Source organism: Microbispora corallina, from assembly GCF_016863035.1.
In the GTDB taxonomy this organism is placed as follows: Bacteria; Actinomycetota; Actinomycetes; order Streptosporangiales; family Streptosporangiaceae; genus Microbispora; species Microbispora corallina.
Window position 1 is genome coordinate 50162 of the sequence record NZ_BOOC01000031.1, and the last position, 21726, is coordinate 71887.

Sequence of the window (21726 nt, forward strand, 5' to 3'; positions counted from 1 at the left end):
AACGCCGGCATCTGTCGCCCCCAGCTCCCGTTCTTCCCAGCCCACCACGCGCCCCCTCGGCTGGGTCACCTCCAAAATACGGCGGGGCCATCCGAATGGTTCGCCGTTTCAGTGGCGTTTCAGGGACATTCCAGTGCCGGCTGCGAGCCTCGCTCAGGTGAGCCTTTCAGGGCCTTCAACGGCCGAGCCGTCGGCGCTGGTGTCCCGCGGCATGCAAGCGTTATGGAGCGACGGCGATCCGCACCGCAGCCGGCAGATCTTCGACGCGGCCTACCGGCAGGCCGAACAACGCGGCGACGGCCGCACCATGGCCGTGGCCGCGCTCGGGTGGGCGGGCCTGTGGATCAACGAACACCGCGGCATCGCCGGAGCCGCCATCATGCAGGACAGGCTCCAACGGGCGCTGGCGGCGACACCGCCGGACTCGGTGCTGGCGTTGCGTCTGCGTGCGCGCGTCGCCGCCGAATCCGACTACCGCCGGTCGGCGCACGAGTCCATCCGCGCCATCGCGGACGAAGCTCGCCGGAGCGCGGATCCGACCGCCGTCGCCGAGGCGCTCAACCTCCTGCACCACTGCCTGCTCGGGCCGGACCACGCCGCCCTGCGGACACAGGTCGCGGACGCGCTCATCGCCGAGAGCGTCCGCACCGGCCGCCGCGGCGACATGGTCATGGGCATGCTGTGGCGCACCGTGGACCTCCTGCTGGAAGGACACCCCAACGTCGGCCGGCACCTCACCGAACTGCGCGGCCTGCTGCGAGAGGGCGACTTCCCCGCGGCCGGCTACGTCGTCGCGGCCATCGACGTGATGCTCGACATCCGGGCAGGTGACTTCAGCCGTGCCGAAGCCGGAGCCGAACACTGCCTCGAACTCGGATCCGACGTGGGCGACGCGGACGCGCCGGCGTGGTACGGCGCGCATATGGTGGCCATCCGGTGGTTCCAAGGCAGGATCGCCGAACTGATTCCCCTGCTTCGGGAGCTCGTCTCCTCACCGACGATCGGTCTGGCCGACTCCTCGCACCTCGCCGCGCTCGCGGTAGCCCTTGCCGCGAACGGCGAACGCAGGGAGGCGCTCGGCGCGCTCAAACGCGTCACCGGACGCGGTCTTTCCGCCATCCCGCAATCGAGCAGCCGGCTCGCCACGATCCATGCGGTCGTCGAAGCGGCCTACCTCCTCGGCGAACAGGACGTGGCGTCCGAGGCCTGTCAGGAGCTGGAGCCTTACGCCCACCTGCCCGTCATGGCCGGCCTGGGCGTGGCGTGCTTCGGATCCGTCCGGCACGCGCTCGGCGTGGCCGCCCTGACCTGCGGCCGCGTCGACGAGGCCGTCGGCCACCTGAGTGCCGCGGTCTCCGACGACATCGCCCTGGGAAACTGGCCGGCCGCCGTACTGTCGCGGCATCGCCTGTCGGTCGCGCTCAGCCGCTGCCTCGACGACGAACGACGATCCCAGGCACGACACCAGTTCGAGGCGGCCGAGACCGAGGCCGGCCGGCTCGCGATGGAGCTGAGCGGGCCTGGTGCCGGCGACGCCCAGGCCGAGAGCCCGCCACCGGACGCGGACGACGTCACCTGCGTACGGCACGGCCGGCGCTGGCACCTCCGGTTCCAGACGCTGTCCGCGTATGTCGACCACTGTGTCGGGATGACGTACCTCGCCGTGCTGTTCGCCAACCCCGGGCAGGACATCGGCGCCGGCGAACTCACCATCGGTTTCGGGACCGGCGAGAACGCCGCGGCGGCCCGCCACGCCCACCCGACGTCGCACGCCCTGCTGGACCAGCAGGCGCTCAGCTCCTACAAGGCACGACTGGACGCCCTGCACACCGAGATCGCCCGATGCGATGCCATCGGAGACCAGCAACGGGCTGTCGAAGCCCACCGGGAGCGCGACTGGATCCTGGCGCAACTCCGGACGGCCACGGGGCTGGGCGGACGCGTGCGCTCGTTCCCGACCAGCGACGAACGCGCCCGCATAGCCGTGGGAAAGGCCATTCGACGGGCCCTTGGCCGGGTCCAGGACGCGAACCCGGCCCTCGGAGCGATCCTGATCGCCGCGGTCAAGACCGGGCACCGCTGCGTCTACACGCCGCCCCCGCGCCCACCACGCGGGAGGCCGGCCGGCACGACGACCGGCCTCCCGCGGGAGGGGCCTGCCCTACTTCTCCCGCACCGGGGGCTTGTCGCCGCCACCGCCGGGAGTCCCGCCACCGCCGGTGGTGTCGCAGGTCGAGAGCGTGATGTCCACCGTTGATCCGGGAGCCACCAGGGCGCCGCCCGTGGGGTGCTGGACCTGCACCGAGCCGGGAGATACGCAGTTGTTGGTGTACGAGACGGTGCCGGCGCTCAGCCCGGCCGCGCCGATGTACCACTGGGCCGAGCCCTGGTCCATGCCGAGCACGTTGGGCACCGTCGCCCGGCCCAGGGAGACCACCAGGTTGACCGGGCGGCCCGCCGGCCTCACGTACCACCAGTGCGGGCTCTGGTCGATGACGAGCCCGGCGGCGGTCGTGCTGGGCTGGTAGGTCACCGTACCGACCGTCAGGCCCGCGGCGACGACGGCGGCGCGCGCCGCCGCCTCGGTGGAGCCGAGGACGTACGGCACGACGCCTATCGACGTGCCGACCACGGAGGTGTCGGTGGGGACGGTGGTTCCGTCGGCGGTCACGTCGCACAGGCCGTCGGCGTTGCGGTCGCCGAGCACCAGGTGGTTGCCGGTGAGCGCGGACTGGTACAGGTACACGAACCGGCCGGCCAACCGGCTCGACTGGAACCACCAGGTGACACCGGTGGCGTGGAAGGTGTCGTTGACCTCGTCGCCGTCGAAGTCGCAGCTGGTACGGGCGTCGTCGATGGTGGTGCCGAGAACGCCCAACGTGGTGTCCGACTCGTGCATGCCGGTCTCGTTCTGCACCAGCGCCGGGGGATACTGGCATCCGCCGGTGAAGCCGACGAACAGGCCGCAGTGGGCGAAGACGTTGTGCCGCACCTGCATCCCCTCCTTGCCCGCCTTCTCGTCCGAGGGAGTGCCGCGCAGTTTCACCGCTGGTCCGTGGACGTTCCACACGGTGTTGTACTCGACGTCGAAGTACTCCCCGGCGTCCCCGCTCTCGTAGGCGTCGTCCTTGTTGGAGCCGTGGACGTCGATGGCGTGGGTGGAGGCGACCCGGCTGTGGACTCCGCCGTTGGGCAGGATCAGATTGCGGTACAGCAGGTAGCCGGTGCCGGGCTGCCAGCCGGACGCGATGGAGTGCCGGTTGTAGTCGAACGCGTTCCGCTCGATCAGCGCCCAGCCGCCGTGGCTGGTCTCGACGCCGTAGCCTGCGGCGTGGCCGCAGCAGATGTCACCGGCCGGATGCTGGTCGTGATGGATGTAGTTGTCGTGGATCCACACCGTGGTGGCGTGCTCACCGGGGGCCGGCCTCCGCAGGATGTCCGGAGAGGGGCAGGCGCCGTCGACGTCGCATTCCTTGACCTCCACCCCGGCCCCGCGCCACAGGTAGATCTCGTTGTGGTCGATCTCCACGTTGGGCTTCATCACCGTGATGCCCATGGAGTCCTGCTCACCCATGTTGTCGAACGGGTCGGTGCTCGACCCACCCCGCAGCCGGATCCCGCTGATCACCTCCTGGGAGAACGGCGGGGCCGGGTTGGCCGGTCGCGGCACCACGAACAGGCTCCCCGGCTCGGTCGTGGTGAACAGCAGCGGCCCCGCCGGGTTGACGCTGCGATCGCCCGTGATCCAGGTGTTCGGCGCGACGGTGATCCCGTCCAGACCGCTCAGGTCGAGGCTCACATCGCCGGCCACGGTCACCTTCGTGCCCGGGGTCTCGACCGCCCGGACGAACTGCCGCCGCTGCTCGATGCTGTTGTCGGTAATCCGGACGGCGGCTGGGCCGCCCTCCGGCGGAGGTTCCGGATATGTGACCGTGATGTTCGCGGTCGCCAGCGGGAACTTCCCCACCGCCGAGGTCGCCCATACCCTCCACGGCAGGTTCCGCAGTGGGGTCACGCTCTTCGAGCCGCTAAGCGTGCCGACTCCGAGCATCACCCCTTGCGCGTTGTCGTTGTTCTGCGGGGTGTCCTCGCCCACGCTGAAGGTGGCGAGGGCGTTCCACCAGCAGTCGGGACCGGCGTTCACGGTCCAGTGAATTGTCGCGCTGTCAAGCCAGCTCACCGTCGTCTTGTCGAACGACAGGGACGCCGACGACTCGTTCAGGCACCGCTGCCACTGGTCGTCCGCGGACGCCGGCTGAGCGGCGACGACCGACGTGGTCAGCATCGTGGCGGCGAGCCCGACCGCCGCCCACCACCGGCTTGTACGGCGACGGTGGACACCGCGCGGCGGCCCGGGCCGCACCCGTCTCAGATGGAACATGATCGCTCCTGTGTCTGCTCCAGCGACTGTCGCCGGGCAGACGTTCCATCCGTTCCGTCGCGAACGGGTCGTGGAACGGGGGTGGAACACCCGTTTGCGTGTCGGCACGGAGCCCGCACACGAGGGAGTGCAGCACCAACAAGGACCAGATCTGGTTCGTCAGCGCCGCCGGCCGGGTGGACGGCAACCAGTTCGTGTGGCACATCTGGAACCTCGGCAGCCAACTGTGCATGTCGGTCGCCGGCGGGAGCACCGCCAACGGCGCACTGGTCATCCAGCGCACCTGTAGCCAAGGCGACGCCGATCAGCTGTGGGTGCCGACTCCTGTCAGCAGCGGCGTGTGGGAACTCCATCCGTGGAGCGCCCTTTAGAGGGGGCTGCTGATGTGCCACCGCGCCGCGCTCGAAGAGTGCCGCGTCAGGGCGTGCGGAGGCGGTGGGTCAGGCCGGTGTGACGCCGGCCGGCCCCCCGCGTCCGCACGGCCTGGGCCAGGGCCCGGCGCGACCCGACCACGACGACGAGCTTCCTGGCCCGCGTGATGGCCGTGTAGAGCAGGTTGCGCTGCAGCATCATCCAGGCGCTGGTCGCCAGCGGGATCACCACGGCGGGGTACTCGCTGCCCTGGGAGCGGTGGATGCTGACGGCGTAGGCGTGGGCCAGCTCGTCGAGCTCGTCGAAGGAGTAGTCGACGCTCTCGTCCTCGTCGGTCAGGACGGTGAGCCTGCTCTCCTCCGGAGACATGCCGGTCACCACCCCGACCGTCCCGTTGAACACCCCTGCCGCGCCCTTGTCGTAGTTGTTGCGCAGCTGGGTCACCTTGTCGCCGACGCGGAACACCCGGCCGCCGTACCGCCGTTCGGGCATGCCCTCCCGCGACGGCGTCAGCGCCTCCTGCAGCGCGACGTTGAGCGCGCCCGCGCCCGCGGCGCCGCGGTGCATCGGGGCGAGGACCTGCACGTCGCGCCGCGGGTTGAGGCCGAACTTGGCGGGGATCCGCCGGGCCACCACGTCGACCGTCAGCGCCGCGATCTCCTCGGGCTCCTCGCAGGGGAACAGGAAGAAGTCGGGGAACTCCCGCACCAGCGGCGCCTGCCCGGTGTTCACCCGGTGGGCGTTGACCACCACGCCCGACTCCTGGGCCTGGCGGAAGATCTGCGTCAGCCGCACCCGGGGGATCTCCGGGGCGGCCAGCAGATCGCGCAGCACCTCCCCCGCGCCGACCGAGGGAAGCTGGTCGACGTCGCCGACGAACAGCAGGTGCGCGCCGGGCGCGACAGCCTTGGCGAGCTTGTTGGCCAGCAGCAGGTCGAGCATCGAGGCCTCGTCGACCACGACCAGGTCGGCGTCGAGCGGGTTGTCCCTGTCGAAGGTCGCGTCGCCGCCGGGCCGCAGCTGGAGCAGCCGGTGGACGGTCGTGGCCTCGTGGCCCGTCAGCTCCGCCAGCCGCTTGGCCGCCCGGCCGGTGGGCGCGGCGAGGATCACCTTGGCCCGCTTGGCCCGGGCCAGCGTCACGATCGAGCGGACCGTGAAGCTCTTGCCGCAGCCCGGCCCTCCGGTCAGCACGGCCACCTTCTCCGTCAGCGCCAGCCGTACGGCCTCGGCCTGCTCGGGGGCGAGGTCGGCGCCGGTGCGGCCGCTCAGCCAGCCGAGCGCGGCCGGCCAGTCGACCCGGGCGAAGGCGCCGAGCCGGTCGTGCCCGGACGACAGCAGGCCGCGCAGCGTCCCCGCGAGCGACAGCTCGGCCCGGTGGAAGGGCACCAGGTAGATCGCCGGCACCGTGTTCTCGCCGCCCTCGCCGGCCGGGACCTCCTCGCGGACCACCCCCTCCTCCGCGACGAGCTCCTCCAGGCAGGACGCCGTCAGGTCGGCAGGCACCTCGAGGATCTTGACGGCGTCGGCGACCAGGTTGGGGGCGGGCAGGTAGCAGTGCCCGTCGTCGGCGGCCTGCGACAGCGTGTAGCGCAGGCCGGCCTTGACCCGCTCGGGGCTGTCGTGCGGGATGCCCACGGCCTGCGCGATCGTGTCGGCCGTCTTGAAGCCGATGCCCCACACGTCGTCGGCCAGCCGGTACGGCTCGGTGCGCACGACGTCGACGGAGCCCTCGCCGTACTGCTTGAAGATGCGCACCGCGATCGAGGTGGACACTCCCACACCCTGGAGGAAGATCATCACCTCCTTGATGATCTTCTGCTCCTCCCAGGCGGCCCCGATCATCTTGGTGCGCTTGGGGCCGAGGCCCGGGACCTCGACCAGCCGTCCCGGCTCCTCCTCGATGACGCGCAGCGTGTCGGTGCCGAAATGATCGACGATCCGCTCCGCCATCTTGGGCCCGATGCCCTTGATCAGCCCCGACCCCAGGTAGCGCTGGATGCCCTGGATCGTCGCCGGCAGGACCGTGCTGTACGACCAGACCTCGAACTGCCTGCCGTACCTCGGGTGGGACCCCCACCGGCCGGTCAGCCGCAGCGACTCGCCGACCTGGGCCCCGAGCAGCGGCCCGACGACCGTGAGCAGGTCGTTTCCCGAGCGCTCGGTCGCCACCCGGGCGATCGTATAGCCCGTCTCCTCGTTCGCGTACGTGATCCGTTCGAGCACCGCGGTCAGTTCGGTGCCGGGCGGCCTGGCGGGACCGCCGGGAGGGGTGGTCATGGGTGGCATTCTCCCTCAGCGCGTACGGCGACGGGCGCGACCAGCGGGCGCGCCCGGGCTACCAGGCCTGGGCCCAGGCAGGGGACGGCAGGGGTTCGGGGGTCAGCTCGCGCAGGTCCTGGGACCATGTCTCCGTCCACACTCCGGACCGCTGCTCCATGATCTTGACCATCCCGTCACGGGTGGCCATCAGCAGCCGACCCTCCTCGTCCCAGTCCGCCCAGGCCGCCTCGGGCAGCGGCGTGAGATCGCCGTCGTCCTCCTCCCGTAGGTAACTGACCTGTACGCCCTCGATTCCGTGCCTTCGGAAGTCGGTCCCGGTATGGGCCAGCACCAGCGCGCGGTCGCCGCCCGGCCGAACGCGCGCGATGAGTACGGCCTCACGCAACTCGGGGGGCATTCGCTCCGCCACGCCTTCGGCCAGGGGGCGCCAGCCGCGTCTGTACTCGTTCTGCAGGTCCCGATGGACCCAGTCGAGGGTGAGGTCCTCCACGACAGCGCCATGGGGGTAGCTGCCGTGAAAGGGCTTCTTGCCCATCGAAGCCCGGATCGTCAGGCCGTTGTCCGGGGCGAACTCGCAGCCGCCGGTCCAGGTGCCGAAGGTGCGCCAGGCCACCAGCGCGGTAAGCCACGGCACCTTGGACACGGCGAAATACGTGGTCCACGGTGACGGCCCGTGCCCGAGCGCGAAGTACCCGAGGAGCTTTCCGTCCGGCGAAATGTCACACCGGCGCGGGTACAGCGTCCCGCGAAGCCAGGCGCCCGGCCTCACCTCACGGCTCCGCAGGTCCCACTCCAGCAGATGCCACCAGCCGGCCGGACCGCGGCGCATGATCAGTGCGACGGGCGCCGCCCTGGCGACAAGTACGTGCAGGCGGCAGGGCGGTGCGGAGCTGGCCCCGGGCTGCCCGCCGGAAGGGGTGGTCATGCAGGGCATTGTCCCGCAGCCGCGGCGCCGCGTCCCGCGTCCGATCGCCTGCTGTGCCGCCGATCGGCGCTAGCCTGGTCTGATCGTCGAGCGGGAGGGACGGACGATGGTTCTGGAGGGTACGGCGCGGGCGCTGCTGCGCCGGCTGGCGGCGGAGCAGGCCCAGCAGCGGGTGCCGTCGATGGTGGCGGCCCTCGTCCGGGGCGGCGAGACCGTGTGGTTCGGCGCGCGCGGGCGGGTGGACGGCGAGCCGCCGACCGAGCGCACCCAGTACCGCGTCGGGTCCATCACCAAGACCTTCGTCGCCACCATGGTCATGCGGCTGCGCGACGAGGGCCTGGTCGACCTGCTCGACCCGCTCGGCAAGCACGTCCCCGGCACGCCGCTGGGCGACGTCACGATCGCGCAGCTGCTGTCGCACACCAGCGGCGCCACCGCCGAGTCGCCGGGCGCGTGGTGGGAGCGCACCCCCGGCGCGCCGGCGGCCGACATGCTCGCCGCGCTCGGGCCGGAGTCGGTCCGGCACCGCCCCGGCCGCCGCTACCACTACTCCAACCTGGGGTACGCCCTGCTCGGCGAGCTGGTCGCGCGCAAGCGGTCGGCGCCCTGGGAGCGGGCGGTCCGCGAGGAGATCCTCGAACCGCTCGGCATGCGCGACACCACGACGCGTCCGCGCGCCCCCCACGCCACCGGCTTCGCGGTGCACCCGTGGGCCGACGTCCTGCTGCCTGAGCCGGAGAACGACCACGGCGCGATGGCCCCCGCCGGGCAGCTGTGGTCCACCGCCGCCGACCTCGCCCGCTGGGCCGCGTTCGTCGCCGGCGACACCGGCGGCGTGCTGCGGCCCGAGACCCTGGCCGAGATGCGCGAGCCCGCCGCCGTGGAGGACGCCGACGTCTGGACCCGCGGGTACGGCCTCGGCCTGCAGCTCGCCCGGCACGCCGGCCCCGGCGGGCCCCGGCGGCTGGCCGGTCACACCGGGTCGATGCCCGGCTTCCTGGCCACGCTGTGGGCCGACCCCGCCGACGGCGTCGCCGTCCTCTGGATGGCCAACACCACCTCGGGCGTGCGGGGCGGCTTCGAGACCGACCTGCTCGACATCCTCGCCAAGCGCGAGCCGCCGCTGCCCGCCGAGTGGGTCCCCACACCGGTCGACGACGACCTGCTGTCCCTGACCGGGCCGTGGTACTGGGGGCCCACGCCGTACATGCTGCGCCTGCTGCCGCGGCGCGGCCTGTCGCTCACGCCGGTCAACGGGCAGGGGCGGGCCTCGCGGTTCGCCGCGCAGGCCGACGGCACCTGGCTGGGCCTCGACGGCTACTACGCCGGCGAGACCCTCCAGGTCGTCCGCTCCCCCGGTGGCGTCCACCTCGACATCAACACGTTCGTCTTCACCCGCGAGCCGTACGACCCGGCTGTGCCGGTGCCGGGCGGGGTCGACGCCGACGGCTGGCGGTGACGGAGGCGGCGCCGTACCTGGGTCACCAGGGCAGGTCGCCGGCCCTGTCGGAGAAGGTGCCGGTCGGCCCGTCCGGGCCGATCGTCGCCAGGCGCACGATCGCGTCGGCGCCCTCCTCGACTGACTGGATGCCGGGCCCGCTCATCCCGTGCAGGCCGGTCGCGGTGAAGCCCGGTTCGGCCGCGTTCACGCGGACTTCGGGCAGCCCCTTGGCGTACTGCACGGTGAGCATGTTGACCGCGGCCTTCGACGCCGCGTAGACGGGCAGGGACCACGCGGACTCGCCGCGCCGGGCGTCGGTGACGATCCCGAACCCGCCCAGCCCGCTGCTGACGTTCACCATCACCGGTGCGGCGGAGGCGCGCAGCAGCGGCAGGAACGCGTGGGTCGTCCGGATCACACCGAGGACGTTCACGTCGAACACGGGGCGCGCCTCGGCGGCCCCGGCCTCCTCGGGCGTCATCATGCCCTCGAAGACGCCCGCGTTGTTGACCAGCACGTCGAGCCTCCCCTCCCGCTCGCCGAGCTCGGCCGCCGCCGCGGCGACGGAGTCGTCGTCGGTCACGTCCAGCCGCAGCCACCGGGCGCCGAGGTCGGCGGCCGCGGTACGGCCCCGCTCCGCGTCCCGCGCGCCGAGGTAGACGGCGTGGCCGAGGGCGGTGAGACGGCGGCCGGTCTCGCGCCCCAGGCCCCTGGTGCCGCCGGTGATGAGGGTGATGGTCATCGTGATGCCTTTCGCGTCGGATGCCGGGTTACGGGTGAGAGCCTCGGCCCGTACGCGAGGGCGTGGGTAGGCCCCTGTCTTCCTGGGGCCGGCGGGGACAGTCAGCCGGGGTGACCTGGTGGGACGCGTGCCGTAGCCGTTACCCGTTCCGTAAAGGATTCGGCCCCCGCCGGGCGGCGCCGAGGGCTGGTGGCGTCCGGATCCGGCGAGGGGCCGGCGACCGGCGCCGCGATCACCGGCCGGAAAGTCGTCTCACAGTTCGGACACGCAGAATCCCGGAAAATGGGACGGCTGAGGGTGGCGCGCATCGGTGGCCTTACCTGGCCGCCGGCGGAAATCCCGGCCGTACCGGCCATGGCGCCGGCCGGCAGGACGCCGGCCGGGCTCCGGAGGCACTGGATGTCGTGGCGGCCGTCCATGATCGCTATGCGGGTCGCACGGGTATTCCCCCTGCCGCCGTCCGCCGGACGCGTGCCGCCACCCCGTCCGAGGGACGGGTTTGCGGGAGAGTTTGCAGACCCTATCGCACGTAAAACCCGACTTGTCCTTACTTGACCGGTTTCGGTGTAGCTATTACCTTTTAGGCAGCTCAGGGCATACCTGTCCAATTCTCGGTCAAGGGTGCCCACCTCAAGACCGACGCGGCCTCCCGGCTCCGGGATGCCGCCCGGCCGTCGAGTCCGCGTCCGCGCGGAGCCGGGGACCCACCTCTCCTGGGGTGAATCGGCACCTGTGCCGTAGGGCCACTTCCAGCCCGAACCCGTCAGCTAACCCGGTAGGCGGCAAGGAAGCAAGGGAGTAGACCCCAGCATGCACGCCCTTAAGACCTGTCTCCGTGCCGCACTCGTCACGGGTGTCGTGGCCTGTGCCGGTGTGGGCACCGCGTCGCTGACGGCGCACGCCGACGCCGCGCACGCCGTGGACCCCGCGGGCAACGGCGGCACGACCGTCGACCCCCTGGCCCAGGCGGCGGCGAGGCTTCCCAAGGTGGGCCCTGCCGACGTCATCAAGCTGGCCTCCAGCCAGGTGGGCATCAGCGAGAACGCCTACGGCGGCGGCACCAAGTTCCAGCAGTGGTACATGTCCACTCCCCGCGCCCGGCAGACGCTGGCCCGGGACGGCGGCAAGCTGTCGGCCTACCTCAACGCCCCGTGGTGCGACATGTTCGTCTCCTGGGTGGGCCAGAAGCTGGGCATCACGCCCGTCATGGGCTGGGACTCCTACACGGTCGAGCACGCCCGCTGGTTCTCCCAGCACGGCCGCTGGGGGAACGTTCCCAAGCCCGGTGCCGTGGTGTTCTTCGCCTGGAACGGCAGCAAGTCGATCGACGACATCGACCACGTCGGCTTCGTCGTCAAGGACAACGGCGACGGAACGATCAAGACCGTCGAGGGCAACACGGGCAACGGCGCCGTCGAGGTCCGCACCAGGCCGACGGACTCCGTCGCGGGATACGGCTACCCCTACTACCCCGCTTCCTGACCGGGTGCGCACACAGGGGAAGCGCGCACCGCTCTCGGTGCGCGCTTCCTTCGCGTCCACCCCGGGTTCAGCCGACCCCGGCCGGTTCCGGGGCCGGGTCCTGGATAGGGGCCTGGGCGGCGGGGGCCGTCCCGTCGTCCCCGGTCCTGCCCCTGAGCACGACCGCGGCGAGGACGGCGGTACCCATGAAGATCAGGGCGCCGACGGCGGCGACCACGTGGAGGCCGCTGGTGAACGCGGCCCGGGCCGCGTCGAGCACGTCGGCGCCGAGCGCGGCCGGCAGCTCGCGGGCTGAGGCGACCGCGGCGGCGACGCCGCCCTTCACCGCCTCGGCCGTCCGAGCCGGCAGGCCCGCCGGCAGCGCGAGGTGGGTGCGGTAGACGAGGGCGCCGAGGCTGCCCATGGCCGCGACGCCGACCGCCACCCCGAACTCGCCGCCCGTCTCCGACAGCGACGCGGCCGACCCGGCCCTCTCCGGCGGAGCCGAGCGGAGGAGCAGGCTCATCGTCAGCGACATGGGCAGGGCGACGCCGAAGGAGGCGAGCACCAGCCCGATCACCAGCAGCCCCACCCCGGCGACCTGGGTGTGCACCAGCAGCCCCACCGCCGCGATCGCCAGGCCGAGCGCGATCACGTACGCCGGGGGGAGGCGGCGGGCGAGGACGGGGGCGACCACGGTGGCGGCGACCATCGCGACGTTCTGCGGGGCCAGCCACAGGCCCGCGCCCATCGGGGACAGCCCGGCGACGGTCTGCAGGTAGAGCGTCGACATCAGTGAGATACCGGCCATGACGATCCCGCCGATCAGCCCGACGGCCAGTGCCATGGTGAAGACCGGGTTCCGGAACAGCCGCAGGTCGAGCAGGGGGCTGGTCAGACGACGCTGGCGCCGGACGAACACCACGGCCACGGCCGCCCCGGCCACGACGGCCAGCACGGGTACGGCGTGCACGCCGTTCCTGGCCAGCTCCTTGAGTCCGTAGACGACCGGCAGGATGGCGCCCAGCGAGAGCGCCACGCTGGCCAGGTCGAGCCGCCCGGCCGCCGGGTCGCGGTGCTCGGGCAGCAGGATCGGCCCAGCCACCAGCAGGACCACCATGAACGGCACGCCGAGCAGGAACGCCGAGCCCCACCAGAAGTGCTCCAGCAGCAGCCCGCCGACGAGCGGGCCGAGGGTCATGCCGCCGAGGAAGCAGCTGAACCAGACGCCCACGGCCTGCCCCATCTGACGCGGATCGTGGAACATGGTGCGGATCAGGGCCATCGTTGAGGGCATCAGCGTGGCCCCGGCGACCCCGAGCAGCGCCCGGGCCGCGATCAGCATCGCCGGGCTCGTGGAGTACGCGGCGAGCACCGAGGCGAGGCCGAACCCGGCCGCGCCGGCGAGCAGCAGCCTGCGGCGGCCGATCCGGTCACCGAGGGTGCCCATCGTGACGAGGAATCCCGCCAGCGCGAACGAGTAGACGTCGAGGATCCACAACTGCTCGGTGCCGTCGGCGCCGAGGTCCGCGCTCAGGTGCGGCAGCGCCAGGTAGAGCACGCTGATGTCGAGCGAGAGCAGGAGCGTGGGCAGGGCCAGCACCGCCAGCCCGATCCACTCGCGGCGGCCGGCGCGCGGGGCCGGTCCGGAGGCGCTGATCGTTTCCATGGGATGACCCTTTCGATCCGGTCGTACGCGTGACGGTCGTGGAAGCCGCGGTCAGGCCGTGGCGGGGGCGGAGAACGACCGGTCGAGCCAGGAGCGCCAGGCCCGCTCGATCCCCTCGTGATCGGCGTCCTTGGCGAAGTTGTGGTGCTCCACGAGCACGGTGTCCTGGTAGCCGTGGACGAACGTGTAGAGGCCGTCGTCCACCCGCACGCCCACCGCGGTCGGCAGGTCGGCGAACTCCACCACGCCGTCCTGGGGGCCCAGCCCCTCGATCCGGAGCCGCACCGGGGCGCCCGCCGTGAGCGGTCCGGTCAGGCCGAGCGCGTCGCGGACCGCCGCCCACGTCCGCTCGCCGTCCGCCTGGGGGCCCGGCGCGAAGACGTTGTGGACCGAGGTGAGGCCGGGGAAGTGCTCCAGGTAGGCGGCCAGTTTGCGCAGGTAGACGCGGTCACCCTTGGTGAGCGCGTCGTACTCGGCCGCCCAGTCGCCCCCCAGGGCGCCGCTGTGGACCATGCGCAGGACGGTCGAGCCGCCCTCGCGCTCCTCCAGCAGGTACTCGAACGCCATGTAGGAGTCGTCCTGCGGGTTGGGGGCGCTGGAGTAGGCGAAACGGCGGCCCGGCTCCCAGGCCGTGATGGTCGACGTCTGGGTGAAGCCCAGCATCGTCATGCGCGCGGCCCCGCCCACTCCGGGCTCGATCTCGGTGTGGCCCATCAGCCAGGAGTCGATCCCCGGCCCGGTGGCGATGGCCTCCCAGACCTGCTCCGGCGTGGCGGCCAGCTCGATCTCCTCGCGGATCGCGAACTCGTGCGACATGTCACTGCTCCTTCGTCTCGTCTCAGCGGCCCTCCCGGGCACGGGTCAACCGTCCCATCCGAAGAGAAGGCTTGTCAAGAATAAAAAAATTGTCGGAGCACGATCGGCTGCTTCGTCGTGACGGTCAGCCGGGCGTGGTTGACTGGTCGGGCCCGCCGGGGGACGCGCGGGCGCCGGCCCCAGCGCCGGTGAGGCGCCGGACCGCCGCACCGCCGTACGGGCCCGGACGGCGACGGAGACGACCTGGGACCCAGACGTGATGACCGATGACCTCGGCGTCGAGGACCTGCTGCGCCGGCTCGCGCCGCAGGCGCTCGGCGCGCTCATCCGCAGGTACGGCCACTTCGACGCCTGCGAGGACGCGGTTCAGGAGGCGCTGCTGGCCGCGGCCGTCCAGTGGCCGGAGGAGGGCGTGCCCGGCAACCCGCTGGGCTGGCTCACCACGGTGGCCGGGCGGCGGCTGATCGACCAGTGGCGCAGCGACGAGGCCCGCAAGCAGCGCGAGGCGACGGTGGCCGCGCTGTCCCCGGCGGACGCCTTCACCGCCCCGGGACCCGGCGACGACCTGCCGCCCGACGAGGACGACACGCTCACGCTGCTGTTCATGTGCTGCCATCCGGCCCTGTCGGCGCCCTCACAGGTGGCGCTCACGCTGCGGGCCGTCGGCGGTCTCACCACGGCCCAGATCGCGCGGGCCTTCTTCGTGCCCGAGGCCACGATGGCCCAGCGGATCAGCCGGGCCAAGCAGCGGGTGAAGAGCACCGGCATCCCGTTCGGCATGCCGCCCGAGCAGGAGCGCGAGGAGCGGCTGCGGGTGGTCCTGCACGTGCTGTACCTGATCTTCAACGAGGGCTACACCACCAGCTCGGGCCCCGACCTGCAGAGCCCCGAGCTGGCCGGCGAGGCGATCCGGCTGACCCGGTCGGTCCACCGGCTGCTCCCGGAGGACGGCGAGGTCGCCGGCCTGCTCGCGCTGATGCTGCTGACCGACGCCCGGCGCGGGGCGCGGACCAACCCCGACGGCACCCTCATCCCGCTCGCCGAGCAGGACCGAGGCCGGTGGAACCGCGACCAGATCGGCGAGGGCGTGGAGCTCATCACCGAGACCCTGTCCCGCGCGCCGCTCGGGCCGTACCAGCTGCAGGCGGCGATCGCGGCCGTGCACGCCGAGGCGCCGCGGGCCGACGACACCGACTGGCCGCAGATCCTCGCGCTGTACGAGCTGCTCGGGCGGGTCTCCCCCAACCCCATGGTCACGCTCAACCACGCCATCGCCGCCGCCATGGTGAACGGCCCAGAATCGGGGCTGGAGATGCTCCGGGCGCTCGACGCCGACGACCGGCTGGCCGAACACCACCGTCTCGACGCCGTACGCGCCCACCTGCTGGAAATGGCCGGCGACCACCGGGCGGCGTGGGAGAGCTACCGCACCGCCGCCCGGCGGACCACGAGCCTGCCCGAGCAGCGTTACCTGGAGGCCCGGGCGGCCCGGCTCGCCCCCGAAGGAGGCGTGCGCGAGACGGCCGAGCCGTAGGGGATCATCGTCTTATTCAGAGCTGACTTATATTCTGGCGTCATGCACGCGTTCGACGTCCTCGGGGATCCGGTGCGCCGCCGGATCCTCGAACTGCTCGCCGGCGGGGAGCGCTCGGCGGGCGAGATCGGCGCGGTGGTCCAGGAGGAGTTCGGGATCTCCCAGCCCGGGGTCTCCCAGCACCTGCGCGTGCTGCGCGAGACCGGCTTCACGACGGTCAGATCCGAGGGAACGCGCCGCCTGTACGCGGTGGACCCGGCGCCGCTGCGGGAGATCGACGGCTGGCTCGACAACTTCCGGAGGTTCTGGACCCAGCGTCTCGACGCGCTGGGCACCGAACTGGTCCGGGGCAGACGCGAGCGCCGCCTGGCCGAGGCACGGGAGGATCCCGCCGACCGGACCGGCTGAGGGGTGACGCGGGCCCTCGTCGTCCGGTCAGGGACGGCCCGCGTGGGCGACGGAGACCTCGGCGACCACCACCTGCCCAGTGCGGTGGGGCTCGTGGAGCCGGTCCATGCCGCGCCACTCGGCCGTGGTCATGAACAGCGTCCTCCCGTCCGGGCCCCCGAGGACGCAGGCGAAGCAGCCGCGGTCGAGATCGATCATCCGCAGCACCTCGCCGCCCTCCCGCACGCGGACGCAGCGCTGGTTCGGCACGTCGGCGTACCAGAGGGCGCCCTCGGCGTCGAGGCAGACGCCGTCGGGCGGCCCGTCGACCTCGGCCCACACCCGCCGGCCCGCCAGGCCGCCGTCCTCGGCGATGTCGAACGCGGTCAGCCTCCGGCCGTGGGACTCGGCGACGATCAGCGTCGAGCCGTCCTCCGTCACCGCCATGCCGTTGCCGAACGCGATGTCCCCGGCCACCTCCTGGGCCCGGCCGTCGGGCGTGACCAGGGCGACGATCGAGCCGTTGACGTAGGCGTTGCCCCGCGCGTCGACGACGATCTCGTTGAACACCTCCCCGAGGGCACGCAGGTCGGCGTGGGTCACCAGCGAGCCGTCGGGCTCCCGCCGCAGGACGAGCGCCTCCTGGCCGGACACGACGAGCATGCGCCCGTCGGGCAGCCAGTCGAAGGAGTACGGGATGGTGGTCGGGATCTCGGCCACGACCTCGCTCGCGCCGTCGAGGCCGACGGTCAGGATCTGCCCGGTGCCCCAGTTGGCCACCCACAGGCGGCCGTCGTGCCAGCGCGGCGACTCGCCGTACATCAGGCCGGTCAGCAGGACGTTCGGTGCGGTCATGGGGACCTCCGGGGCCCGTGGCGGGTTCAGCCGGCGCTCGCCGGCGGAGCCGCCGGGAGGTTCTCTGGCGGGGTCATCGGCGGCGTCGCAGCGAGGGTCGCCTGTGGCGTCACACGCGGGGTCGTGGGCGGCGGGGTCGTGGACGGGGTCGCCGGGCGAGGGAAGCAGGCGACGAGGCGCTCGGCGGCGCGGACGTCGCCGGTCAGGCGCAGATCGCCGGACTCGACCGCGTCCGCGATCGGGCGGCCCGCGAACATCACATCGCGCAGCACCGGGGCGGAGACATCGAGGAGCGCGTCGGCGCGTCCCGCCGGCCCCCGGGCGATCCAGAACCGCCCCGAGACGATCTCGGCGTGGAACCGGTCGTCGCCGAACGCCAGCTCGTAGCGGGCGTCCAGGTCACCGGCCGCCGCCGGGTCGAACGTCGTCTTCAGGGCCAGCACCAGCGCGTCCACGCTGAGGTCGCCGCCTGCGGGCAGCGGCTCGCGGCTGCCCCACCGGGCCAGCGCGAGCAGCACGTCCTCCAGCTCCTGCCCGCGCGTGGTCAGCTCGTAGACCCCCGTCCCCACCGGCGGCCCCAGCCGGCGCCAGCGGACGATTCCGGCCTGCTCCAGCTCTCGCAGCCGCTGGGACAGCACGTTCGGACTCATGCCCGGCAGGCCCCGGGTCAGGTCGCCGAACCTCTTCGGCCCGAACACCAGCTCCCGCACGACCAGCAGCGCCCACCGGTCGCCGACGACGTCGAGAGCGCGCGCGATCCCACAGGGGTCGTCGTAGCCCCGTCTTCCCGCCACGTCGTCAAGAATAGCTTGTGATTCCGCATGGACCACTCCTAATCTAGGACCGACTCGGAGGTGGTTTCGTGAACGACCCGATGACGCCGGTCCTGGGGAGGCACTGACATGGCGACCTATGTGCTGGTCCCGGGCGCGGGAGGCGGGGTGTGGTTCTGGCACCGGCTCATCCCCGAACTCCGCGCGCTCGGCCACGAGGCGATCCCGGTGGATCTGCCGACGGGCGACGAGACGGCCGGGCTGAAGGAGTACGCGGACGCCGTGGTCGACGCCGTCGACGGCCGGCCCGGCACGATCGTGGTCGCCCAGTCGATGGGCGCGTTCAGCGCGCCGCTGGCCTGCGCGCGCGCGCCGATCGGCCTGCTGGTCCTGCTCAACCCCATGATCCCCCGCCCCGGCGAGGCGGCCGACGACTGGTGGGCGGCGACCGGCATGGTCGCGGCCCGGGCTGAGCAGGCCGTGCGGGAGGGCCGCACGCCGCGGGAGGACGTGGACCTCCTCGTCGACTTCTTCCACGACGTCCCGCCCGACGTGACGGCCGAGGCCGTGGCCGCCGGTTCGCTTCCTCAGGCGAACAGGCCGTTCGGTGAGCCGTGGCCGGCGGCCGCGTGGCCCGAGGTGCCCACCCGGGTCCTCCAGGGCCGCGACGACCGCTTCTTCCCGCTCGACTTCCAACGACGCGTGGCCCGGGAACGGCTCGGCGTCGAGGTCGACGAGACGCCGGGCGGCCATCTCAGCGCCCTCAGCTACCCGGCCGAGCTCGCCGGCCACCTCGACCGCTACCGGTCGGAGCTCGGCCTCTGAACTGCCGGAACGGTCAGGACGCGTCCGGCTCGCCGGGGACGCCGGTGTAGAAGGCGGTCGTGCGGTCGGCGGCGGCCCGCGCCTCGTCGGGGTCGGTGCCGGAGGCCGCGCTGGCCTCGCCCCACAGCTGACTGCTGAGGGTCATGTACCGCCGGCCGTCCTCGGAGGCCACCCAGGCGTTGACCTCGTCGCGATCGGGGAGGCCGCCGGACGTCAGGTGGAGAGCGAGGCCGAGCAGGCCCATGTCCCAGCCCACGCCGACCGCGCCGGGGCCGAACTGCGCCCACCGCACGTCGTCCACGTGGGCGATGTGCTCCAGCTCGAACCGGGTCCGCCCGTCCGCCTCCCCGGTCACGCGCACCTCGATCCAGCTGACCTCGCCGCCCATCTCCCAGGTCGCGGCGTAGCTCCGCGGCGGGTCGCACCGCTCGACCGTGCCGCCCGCGTTGCCCTCCAGCTGGTAACGGCCGTGCAGCCGCAGGTCGCCGGAGACGGGGAGGAACCACCGCGAGATGCGCTCGGGGTTGGTGACCGCGTCCCAGACCTCGTCCACCGTCGCGTCGTAGGTCTGGCCGAGGGTCACGACGCGCGCCTCCCCCGCGTCGAGTACGCGCGTGCCGACGTGCCGGCGTACCGCGCTGATCTGCTCGTCCACCTTGATCACGGTCTTGTCCTCTCGTCGTGCCCGGTCGTGGACGGGACAGAAAGTATCACGACTAGCTTATATAAGCACGCGCTATGAGCTCTGGTCCTCTCTGCCGGCGCGCAGCTCCGCGGCGACGGCGCGCTCCCGGAGCTGGGCGGCCTCGGACCTGGCCACATCCAGCTGGGCGCGCAGATCCGAGAGCCGCGCCCGCTCCAGAGCCAGCTCGGCCCGGACCCGCTCCCGTTCCGCCGCGGCCGTACGGGCGTCCTCGACGGCCCGGGCGGTCTCCTCGGCGGACGCGCGCACGCGGGCCTCTGCCTGCGCCGCCTCCGCCGCGGCGCGCGCCGCGTCCGCGACCGCCTGCCCACGGGCCGACTCGGCCTCCTGGGCGCGGCCGAGCGCCCTGTCCCGCTCCTCGTGGGCGAGTGCGACGGCCCGATCGCGTTCGGCCTCCGCGCGGGCGACCGCGCGGTCGCGCTCCGCCTCCGCCGCCTGGGCTCGGGCCAGGGCGGCGGCTGTGGCCTGTTCGGCCTCACGGTGGGCGCGGCGGGCCAGTTCCGCCTCGTCGCGGGCCTGGGCGGCGCCGGTCAGGGCGCGGTCGCGCTCCTCCTCCGCCCGCGCGGCGCGGCCCCGCGTCTCGGCGGCCTCGGCCTCGGCGCGGTCCACCCGGTCGGCCAGCTCGCGAACGGCCTGCTCGCGGGCCGACTCCGCCGCCTCCGCCCGCCGGACGGCCGCCGCCGTCTCCTGGCGGGCGCGCCGCTCGATGCTCGCGGCCTCCCGCAGCGCCGCCAGCGCCTGCTCCCGCGCCGTCTCGGCGTCGGCGAACGCCGTGTCGCGCTCGGTGTAGGCCTCCTCGGCCCGGCGCCGGGACTCCTCCGCCTCCCGGCGCGCCTCCTCAGCCGCCTCCCTGGCCAGCCGTACCTGCTCCAGGGCCTGCTCGCGTTCCGCCCGGGCGATCGCCACGCTCGTGTGGGCCTCGGCCTGGATCGCGCTGAGCTTCGCCTCGACACCCGCCGGGCTCAGCTCCTCGGACAGCACCTGCGCCAACGGCTCGATGGCGGCGGCAAGGCCCTTCTCCATTCGCTCATACAGGTCCTCCACGCGCGCCAGCGCGCCCTCCAGCCCCGGGGTCGCCCGCCGCATCTCCCGCTCGCGCTTGGCAGCCGCCTGGCAGTCGCCGTCCGGGCAGTACTCCTTCGGCCTCCCCCGGCGCGCCTGCTGCTCGATCGACGCCCCGCAGTGCTTGCACGCCGTCCTGGTCGTGGAGATCGTCACGGGCCAGAGTGTAGCTATTTTCTGGATTTCTGGAAATCAATAGTCGAAAACATCAATCCGTTGCGTGCCTGACGGGCGTCGATAGCTTGGGAGACGTGTAATTCTCGCAAGTTATCCAGACGTAGATCGACTTGAGCGGTGAGGCTGAGACCGACCTGAGAGTGGTCACCTAGTTGGGCAGGCGTTTCGTCACGACCGTCAGCGGGCTCCTCACGGCGTGTCAGCGGCTTAGCCGCCTGCTCGTCGCCTGAATGCCCCGTTCGTGGCGGCCGACGAGAACCGCATCGTGTGGCTGATCGCCCAGGTGCCGCTGTTCTCCGGCGGCCAGCCGGTGATCCTCAAGTCGGTCGCGAACGTCCCGGTGGAGTCGCTGCTCGGCAGTCCCTGCCTGCACCTGGCGGACGATATCGGCGAGGATTTCGTCATGTGCCCGAGGGATGTAGGCGGGCAGCTCCCCTAGGCCGCGATCGGAGGTGTCGACGCGAATGGCCGGATGGACTTCCAGGTCCAGCGGCCGGACCTGGCTGATGGGCCAGCCAGGTCCTGTGGTGGCCGGGGGTGCGGTGGCGGAAGCAGACATCGGGAGGGGGAAGGTCAGCGGTCGGCCGTTTTGCGCGTCGTCGTAGGCCTGCTTCCAGGCCGCCATGCTGCCCAGCACGGTGTCGGGATCCCCGCGCTCATCGTCTTTCACCTTCTGGCGGTAGGCCTTAAGGAGGGGCTCGGCCTGCTCCGTCCAGTCCGGCAGTCGCTTACGCCTGCCGTTGATGAGCGATTCGACGGTGGTCTTCGGGATGCCCGAGTGGCGGGACAGCCACTGTGCCGGGGGTTCCAGGACGCCGACTGCGCCTGCATCAGGTAGCCGAGGAAGACACGCACGCCGTCGCCACGGTCGTTGGGCGGTCCCGCCATGTCGTGGCCCCTTCGCTGTCCTCCCCCGGCAGATCCCGGTACCGCCACCTACGGTGGCGATCTCACCCTAAATCGGATCAGCGGCGCCGTACCGTAGTCGTCGGATACGGTAACCCCGGATAATCCGGGGTCGCCCTGCAAACCGGACACCGCAGGCTGTCGGCGGATGAAATCGTGCCATGACCCGCTCGACTTTCCGCCCCGGCCGCGCCGCCGCGCTCGCGACCCTCGCGGCCGCCGTACCCGCTGCCGGCGGGGCCGTCCACCCCGCGCTGAGCACCGTCCTCGCCGGGCTCGAGGGCGCCGTCGGCCTCACCATCATGGCCACCGCTTTGTTCGGCTCCGACCGCCTCAGCGAGCGCGCCTTCCGGCTCCTACGCTGGATCGCCGACCGCCCCGAACCCTCCAAGCGCTCCCGTAGGTAGGCCACCACGT

Annotated in this window: 19 protein-coding genes and 1 riboswitch; of the genes, 8 read left to right on the top strand and 11 right to left on the bottom strand. The window is 72.4% G+C overall.

Going from position 1 to position 21726, the window contains the following annotated elements; genetic code table 11:
- The first annotated feature begins 133 nt into the window (after positions 1-133).
- Complete coding sequence (locus tag Mco01_RS27315) at positions 134-2257, top strand: hypothetical protein (protein ID WP_204059725.1); 2124 nt, start codon at positions 134-136, stop codon at positions 2255-2257.
- Here Mco01_RS27315 and Mco01_RS27320 read toward each other — a convergent pair.
- Positions 2162-4381 (bottom strand): PASTA domain-containing protein, encoded by a 2220-nt coding sequence (locus Mco01_RS27320; RefSeq protein WP_204059726.1) that lies wholly within the window; start codon positions 4379-4381, stop codon positions 2162-2164. The two genes, Mco01_RS27315 and Mco01_RS27320, sit on opposite strands and share 96 nt — an antisense overlap.
- Positions 4382-4479: 98 nt before the next feature.
- Here Mco01_RS27320 and Mco01_RS27325 point away from each other — a divergent pair, with 98 nt between their 5' ends.
- On the top strand, positions 4480-4752 hold the full coding sequence (locus Mco01_RS27325; RefSeq protein ID WP_204059727.1) for an RICIN domain-containing protein: 273 nt from the start codon (positions 4480-4482) through the stop codon (positions 4750-4752).
- A 46-nt stretch (positions 4753-4798) separates the two neighbouring features.
- Here the strand turns inward: Mco01_RS27325 and recD2 are convergent, their stop codons facing one another.
- Together recD2 and Mco01_RS27335 are read right to left on the bottom strand one after the other, a co-directional pair.
- Positions 4799-7030, bottom strand: coding sequence for an SF1B family DNA helicase RecD2 (gene recD2, locus Mco01_RS27330; RefSeq protein WP_204059728.1), 2232 nt, complete (start codon positions 7028-7030; stop codon positions 4799-4801).
- Between the two features lie 58 nt (positions 7031-7088).
- Positions 7089-7958 (bottom strand): hypothetical protein, encoded by an 870-nt coding sequence (locus Mco01_RS27335; protein WP_204059729.1) that lies wholly within the window; start codon positions 7956-7958, stop codon positions 7089-7091.
- A gap of 106 nt (positions 7959-8064) precedes the next feature.
- Between Mco01_RS27335 and Mco01_RS27340 the strand changes: the two genes are divergently transcribed.
- A complete protein-coding gene (locus tag Mco01_RS27340) occupies positions 8065-9417 on the top strand; it encodes a serine hydrolase domain-containing protein (RefSeq protein WP_204059730.1) in 1353 nt (450 codons plus the stop codon).
- A gap of 22 nt (positions 9418-9439) precedes the next feature.
- Here the strand turns inward: Mco01_RS27340 and Mco01_RS27345 are convergent, their stop codons facing one another.
- Positions 9440-10141, bottom strand: coding sequence for an SDR family NAD(P)-dependent oxidoreductase (locus Mco01_RS27345; protein ID WP_204059731.1), 702 nt, complete (start codon positions 10139-10141; stop codon positions 9440-9442).
- 662 nt (positions 10142-10803) lie between these two features.
- Positions 10804-10937: riboswitch (cyclic di-AMP (ydaO/yuaA leader) on the top strand.
- 14 nt (positions 10938-10951) lie between these two features.
- Between Mco01_RS27345 and Mco01_RS27350 the strand changes: the two genes are divergently transcribed.
- Entirely contained in the window at positions 10952-11623 is a 672-nt protein-coding gene (locus tag Mco01_RS27350; protein ID WP_204059732.1) for a CHAP domain-containing protein, read from the top strand.
- A gap of 67 nt (positions 11624-11690) precedes the next feature.
- On the opposite strand, the gene Mco01_RS27355 is transcribed toward Mco01_RS27350, so the two are convergent.
- Both Mco01_RS27355 and Mco01_RS27360 read right to left on the bottom strand, forming a co-directional pair.
- The gene (locus Mco01_RS27355; protein ID WP_204059733.1) at positions 11691-13271 is read right to left on the bottom strand and encodes an MFS transporter; all 1581 of its coding nucleotides are present in this window, start codon (positions 13269-13271) and stop codon (positions 11691-11693) included.
- Positions 13272-13322: 51 nt separating this feature from the next.
- Positions 13323-14087 carry an SRPBCC family protein gene (locus tag Mco01_RS27360; protein WP_204059734.1) on the bottom strand — a complete coding sequence of 255 codons (765 nt, stop codon included), beginning with the start codon at positions 14085-14087 and terminating at the stop codon, positions 13323-13325.
- 259 nt (positions 14088-14346) lie between these two features.
- On the opposite strand from Mco01_RS27360, the gene Mco01_RS27365 reads away from it, so the two are divergent.
- Both Mco01_RS27365 and Mco01_RS27370 read left to right on the top strand, forming a co-directional pair.
- The gene (locus tag Mco01_RS27365; RefSeq protein WP_204059834.1) at positions 14347-15621 is read left to right on the top strand and encodes an RNA polymerase sigma factor; all 1275 of its coding nucleotides are present in this window, start codon (positions 14347-14349) and stop codon (positions 15619-15621) included.
- 42 nt (positions 15622-15663) lie between these two features.
- Positions 15664-16029 carry an ArsR/SmtB family transcription factor gene (locus tag Mco01_RS27370; protein WP_036319098.1) on the top strand — a complete coding sequence of 122 codons (366 nt, stop codon included), beginning with the start codon at positions 15664-15666 and terminating at the stop codon, positions 16027-16029.
- A 27-nt stretch (positions 16030-16056) separates the two neighbouring features.
- Here Mco01_RS27370 and Mco01_RS27375 read toward each other — a convergent pair whose 3' ends face one another.
- Together Mco01_RS27375 and Mco01_RS27380 are read right to left on the bottom strand one after the other, a co-directional pair.
- A complete protein-coding gene (locus Mco01_RS27375; protein WP_204059735.1) occupies positions 16057-16863 on the bottom strand; it encodes an SMP-30/gluconolactonase/LRE family protein in 807 nt (268 codons plus the stop codon).
- Between the two features lie 26 nt (positions 16864-16889).
- The gene (locus tag Mco01_RS27380) at positions 16890-17657 is read right to left on the bottom strand and encodes a winged helix-turn-helix transcriptional regulator (protein WP_204059736.1); all 768 of its coding nucleotides are present in this window, start codon (positions 17655-17657) and stop codon (positions 16890-16892) included.
- A 108-nt stretch (positions 17658-17765) separates the two neighbouring features.
- Between Mco01_RS27380 and Mco01_RS27385 the strand changes: the two genes are divergently transcribed.
- Positions 17766-18461, top strand: a complete 696-nt coding sequence (locus Mco01_RS27385) for an alpha/beta fold hydrolase (RefSeq protein ID WP_204059737.1) — start codon at positions 17766-17768, stop codon at positions 18459-18461.
- A gap of 13 nt (positions 18462-18474) precedes the next feature.
- Here the strand turns inward: Mco01_RS27385 and Mco01_RS27390 are convergent, their stop codons facing one another.
- From Mco01_RS27390 to Mco01_RS27400, 3 genes are all read right to left on the bottom strand, one after another.
- Positions 18475-19125 carry an SRPBCC family protein gene (locus tag Mco01_RS27390; RefSeq protein ID WP_204059738.1) on the bottom strand — a complete coding sequence of 217 codons (651 nt, stop codon included), beginning with the start codon at positions 19123-19125 and terminating at the stop codon, positions 18475-18477.
- 72 nt (positions 19126-19197) lie between these two features.
- Positions 19198-20382: a hypothetical protein gene (locus tag Mco01_RS27395; protein WP_204059739.1), complete on the bottom strand. Its 1185-nt coding sequence runs from the start codon at positions 20380-20382 to the stop codon at positions 19198-19200.
- 220 nt (positions 20383-20602) lie between these two features.
- A complete protein-coding gene (locus Mco01_RS27400) occupies positions 20603-21073 on the bottom strand; it encodes a hypothetical protein (protein ID WP_204059740.1) in 471 nt (156 codons plus the stop codon).
- Between the two features lie 397 nt (positions 21074-21470).
- Here Mco01_RS27400 and Mco01_RS27405 point away from each other — a divergent pair, with 397 nt between their 5' ends.
- Positions 21471-21716 carry a hypothetical protein gene (locus tag Mco01_RS27405; RefSeq protein WP_204059741.1) on the top strand — a complete coding sequence of 82 codons (246 nt, stop codon included), beginning with the start codon at positions 21471-21473 and terminating at the stop codon, positions 21714-21716.
- Positions 21717-21726 lie beyond the last annotated feature (10 nt).

Excerpts from the sequence above, each read along its gene's own strand:
- Mco01_RS27370 (WP_036319098.1), top strand. The coding sequence starts at position 15,664 with ATGCACGCGTTCGACGTCCTCGGGGATCCGGTGCGCCGCCGGATCCTC.
- Mco01_RS27405 (WP_204059741.1), top strand. The coding sequence starts at position 21,471 with ATGACCCGCTCGACTTTCCGCCCCGGCCGCGCCGCCGCGCTCGCGACC.
- Mco01_RS27350 (WP_204059732.1), top strand. The coding sequence starts at position 10,952 with ATGCACGCCCTTAAGACCTGTCTCCGTGCCGCACTCGTCACGGGTGTC.
- Mco01_RS27355 (WP_204059733.1), bottom strand. The coding sequence starts at position 13,271 with ATGGAAACGATCAGCGCCTCCGGACCGGCCCCGCGCGCCGGCCGCCGC.
- Mco01_RS27335 (WP_204059729.1), bottom strand. The coding sequence starts at position 7,958 with ATGACCACCCCTTCCGGCGGGCAGCCCGGGGCCAGCTCCGCACCGCCC.
- Mco01_RS27385 (WP_204059737.1), top strand. The coding sequence starts at position 17,766 with ATGGCGACCTATGTGCTGGTCCCGGGCGCGGGAGGCGGGGTGTGGTTC.
- Mco01_RS27360 (WP_204059734.1), bottom strand. The coding sequence starts at position 14,087 with ATGTCGCACGAGTTCGCGATCCGCGAGGAGATCGAGCTGGCCGCCACG.
- Mco01_RS27365 (WP_204059834.1), top strand. The coding sequence starts at position 14,347 with ATGACCGATGACCTCGGCGTCGAGGACCTGCTGCGCCGGCTCGCGCCG.
- Mco01_RS27320 (WP_204059726.1), bottom strand. The coding sequence starts at position 4,381 with ATGTTCCATCTGAGACGGGTGCGGCCCGGGCCGCCGCGCGGTGTCCAC.
- Mco01_RS27375 (WP_204059735.1), bottom strand. The coding sequence starts at position 16,863 with ATGACCGCACCGAACGTCCTGCTGACCGGCCTGATGTACGGCGAGTCG.
- recD2 (WP_204059728.1), bottom strand. The coding sequence starts at position 7,030 with ATGACCACCCCTCCCGGCGGTCCCGCCAGGCCGCCCGGCACCGAACTG.
- Mco01_RS27345 (WP_204059731.1), bottom strand. The coding sequence starts at position 10,141 with ATGACCATCACCCTCATCACCGGCGGCACCAGGGGCCTGGGGCGCGAG.
- Mco01_RS27340 (WP_204059730.1), top strand. The coding sequence starts at position 8,065 with ATGGTTCTGGAGGGTACGGCGCGGGCGCTGCTGCGCCGGCTGGCGGCG.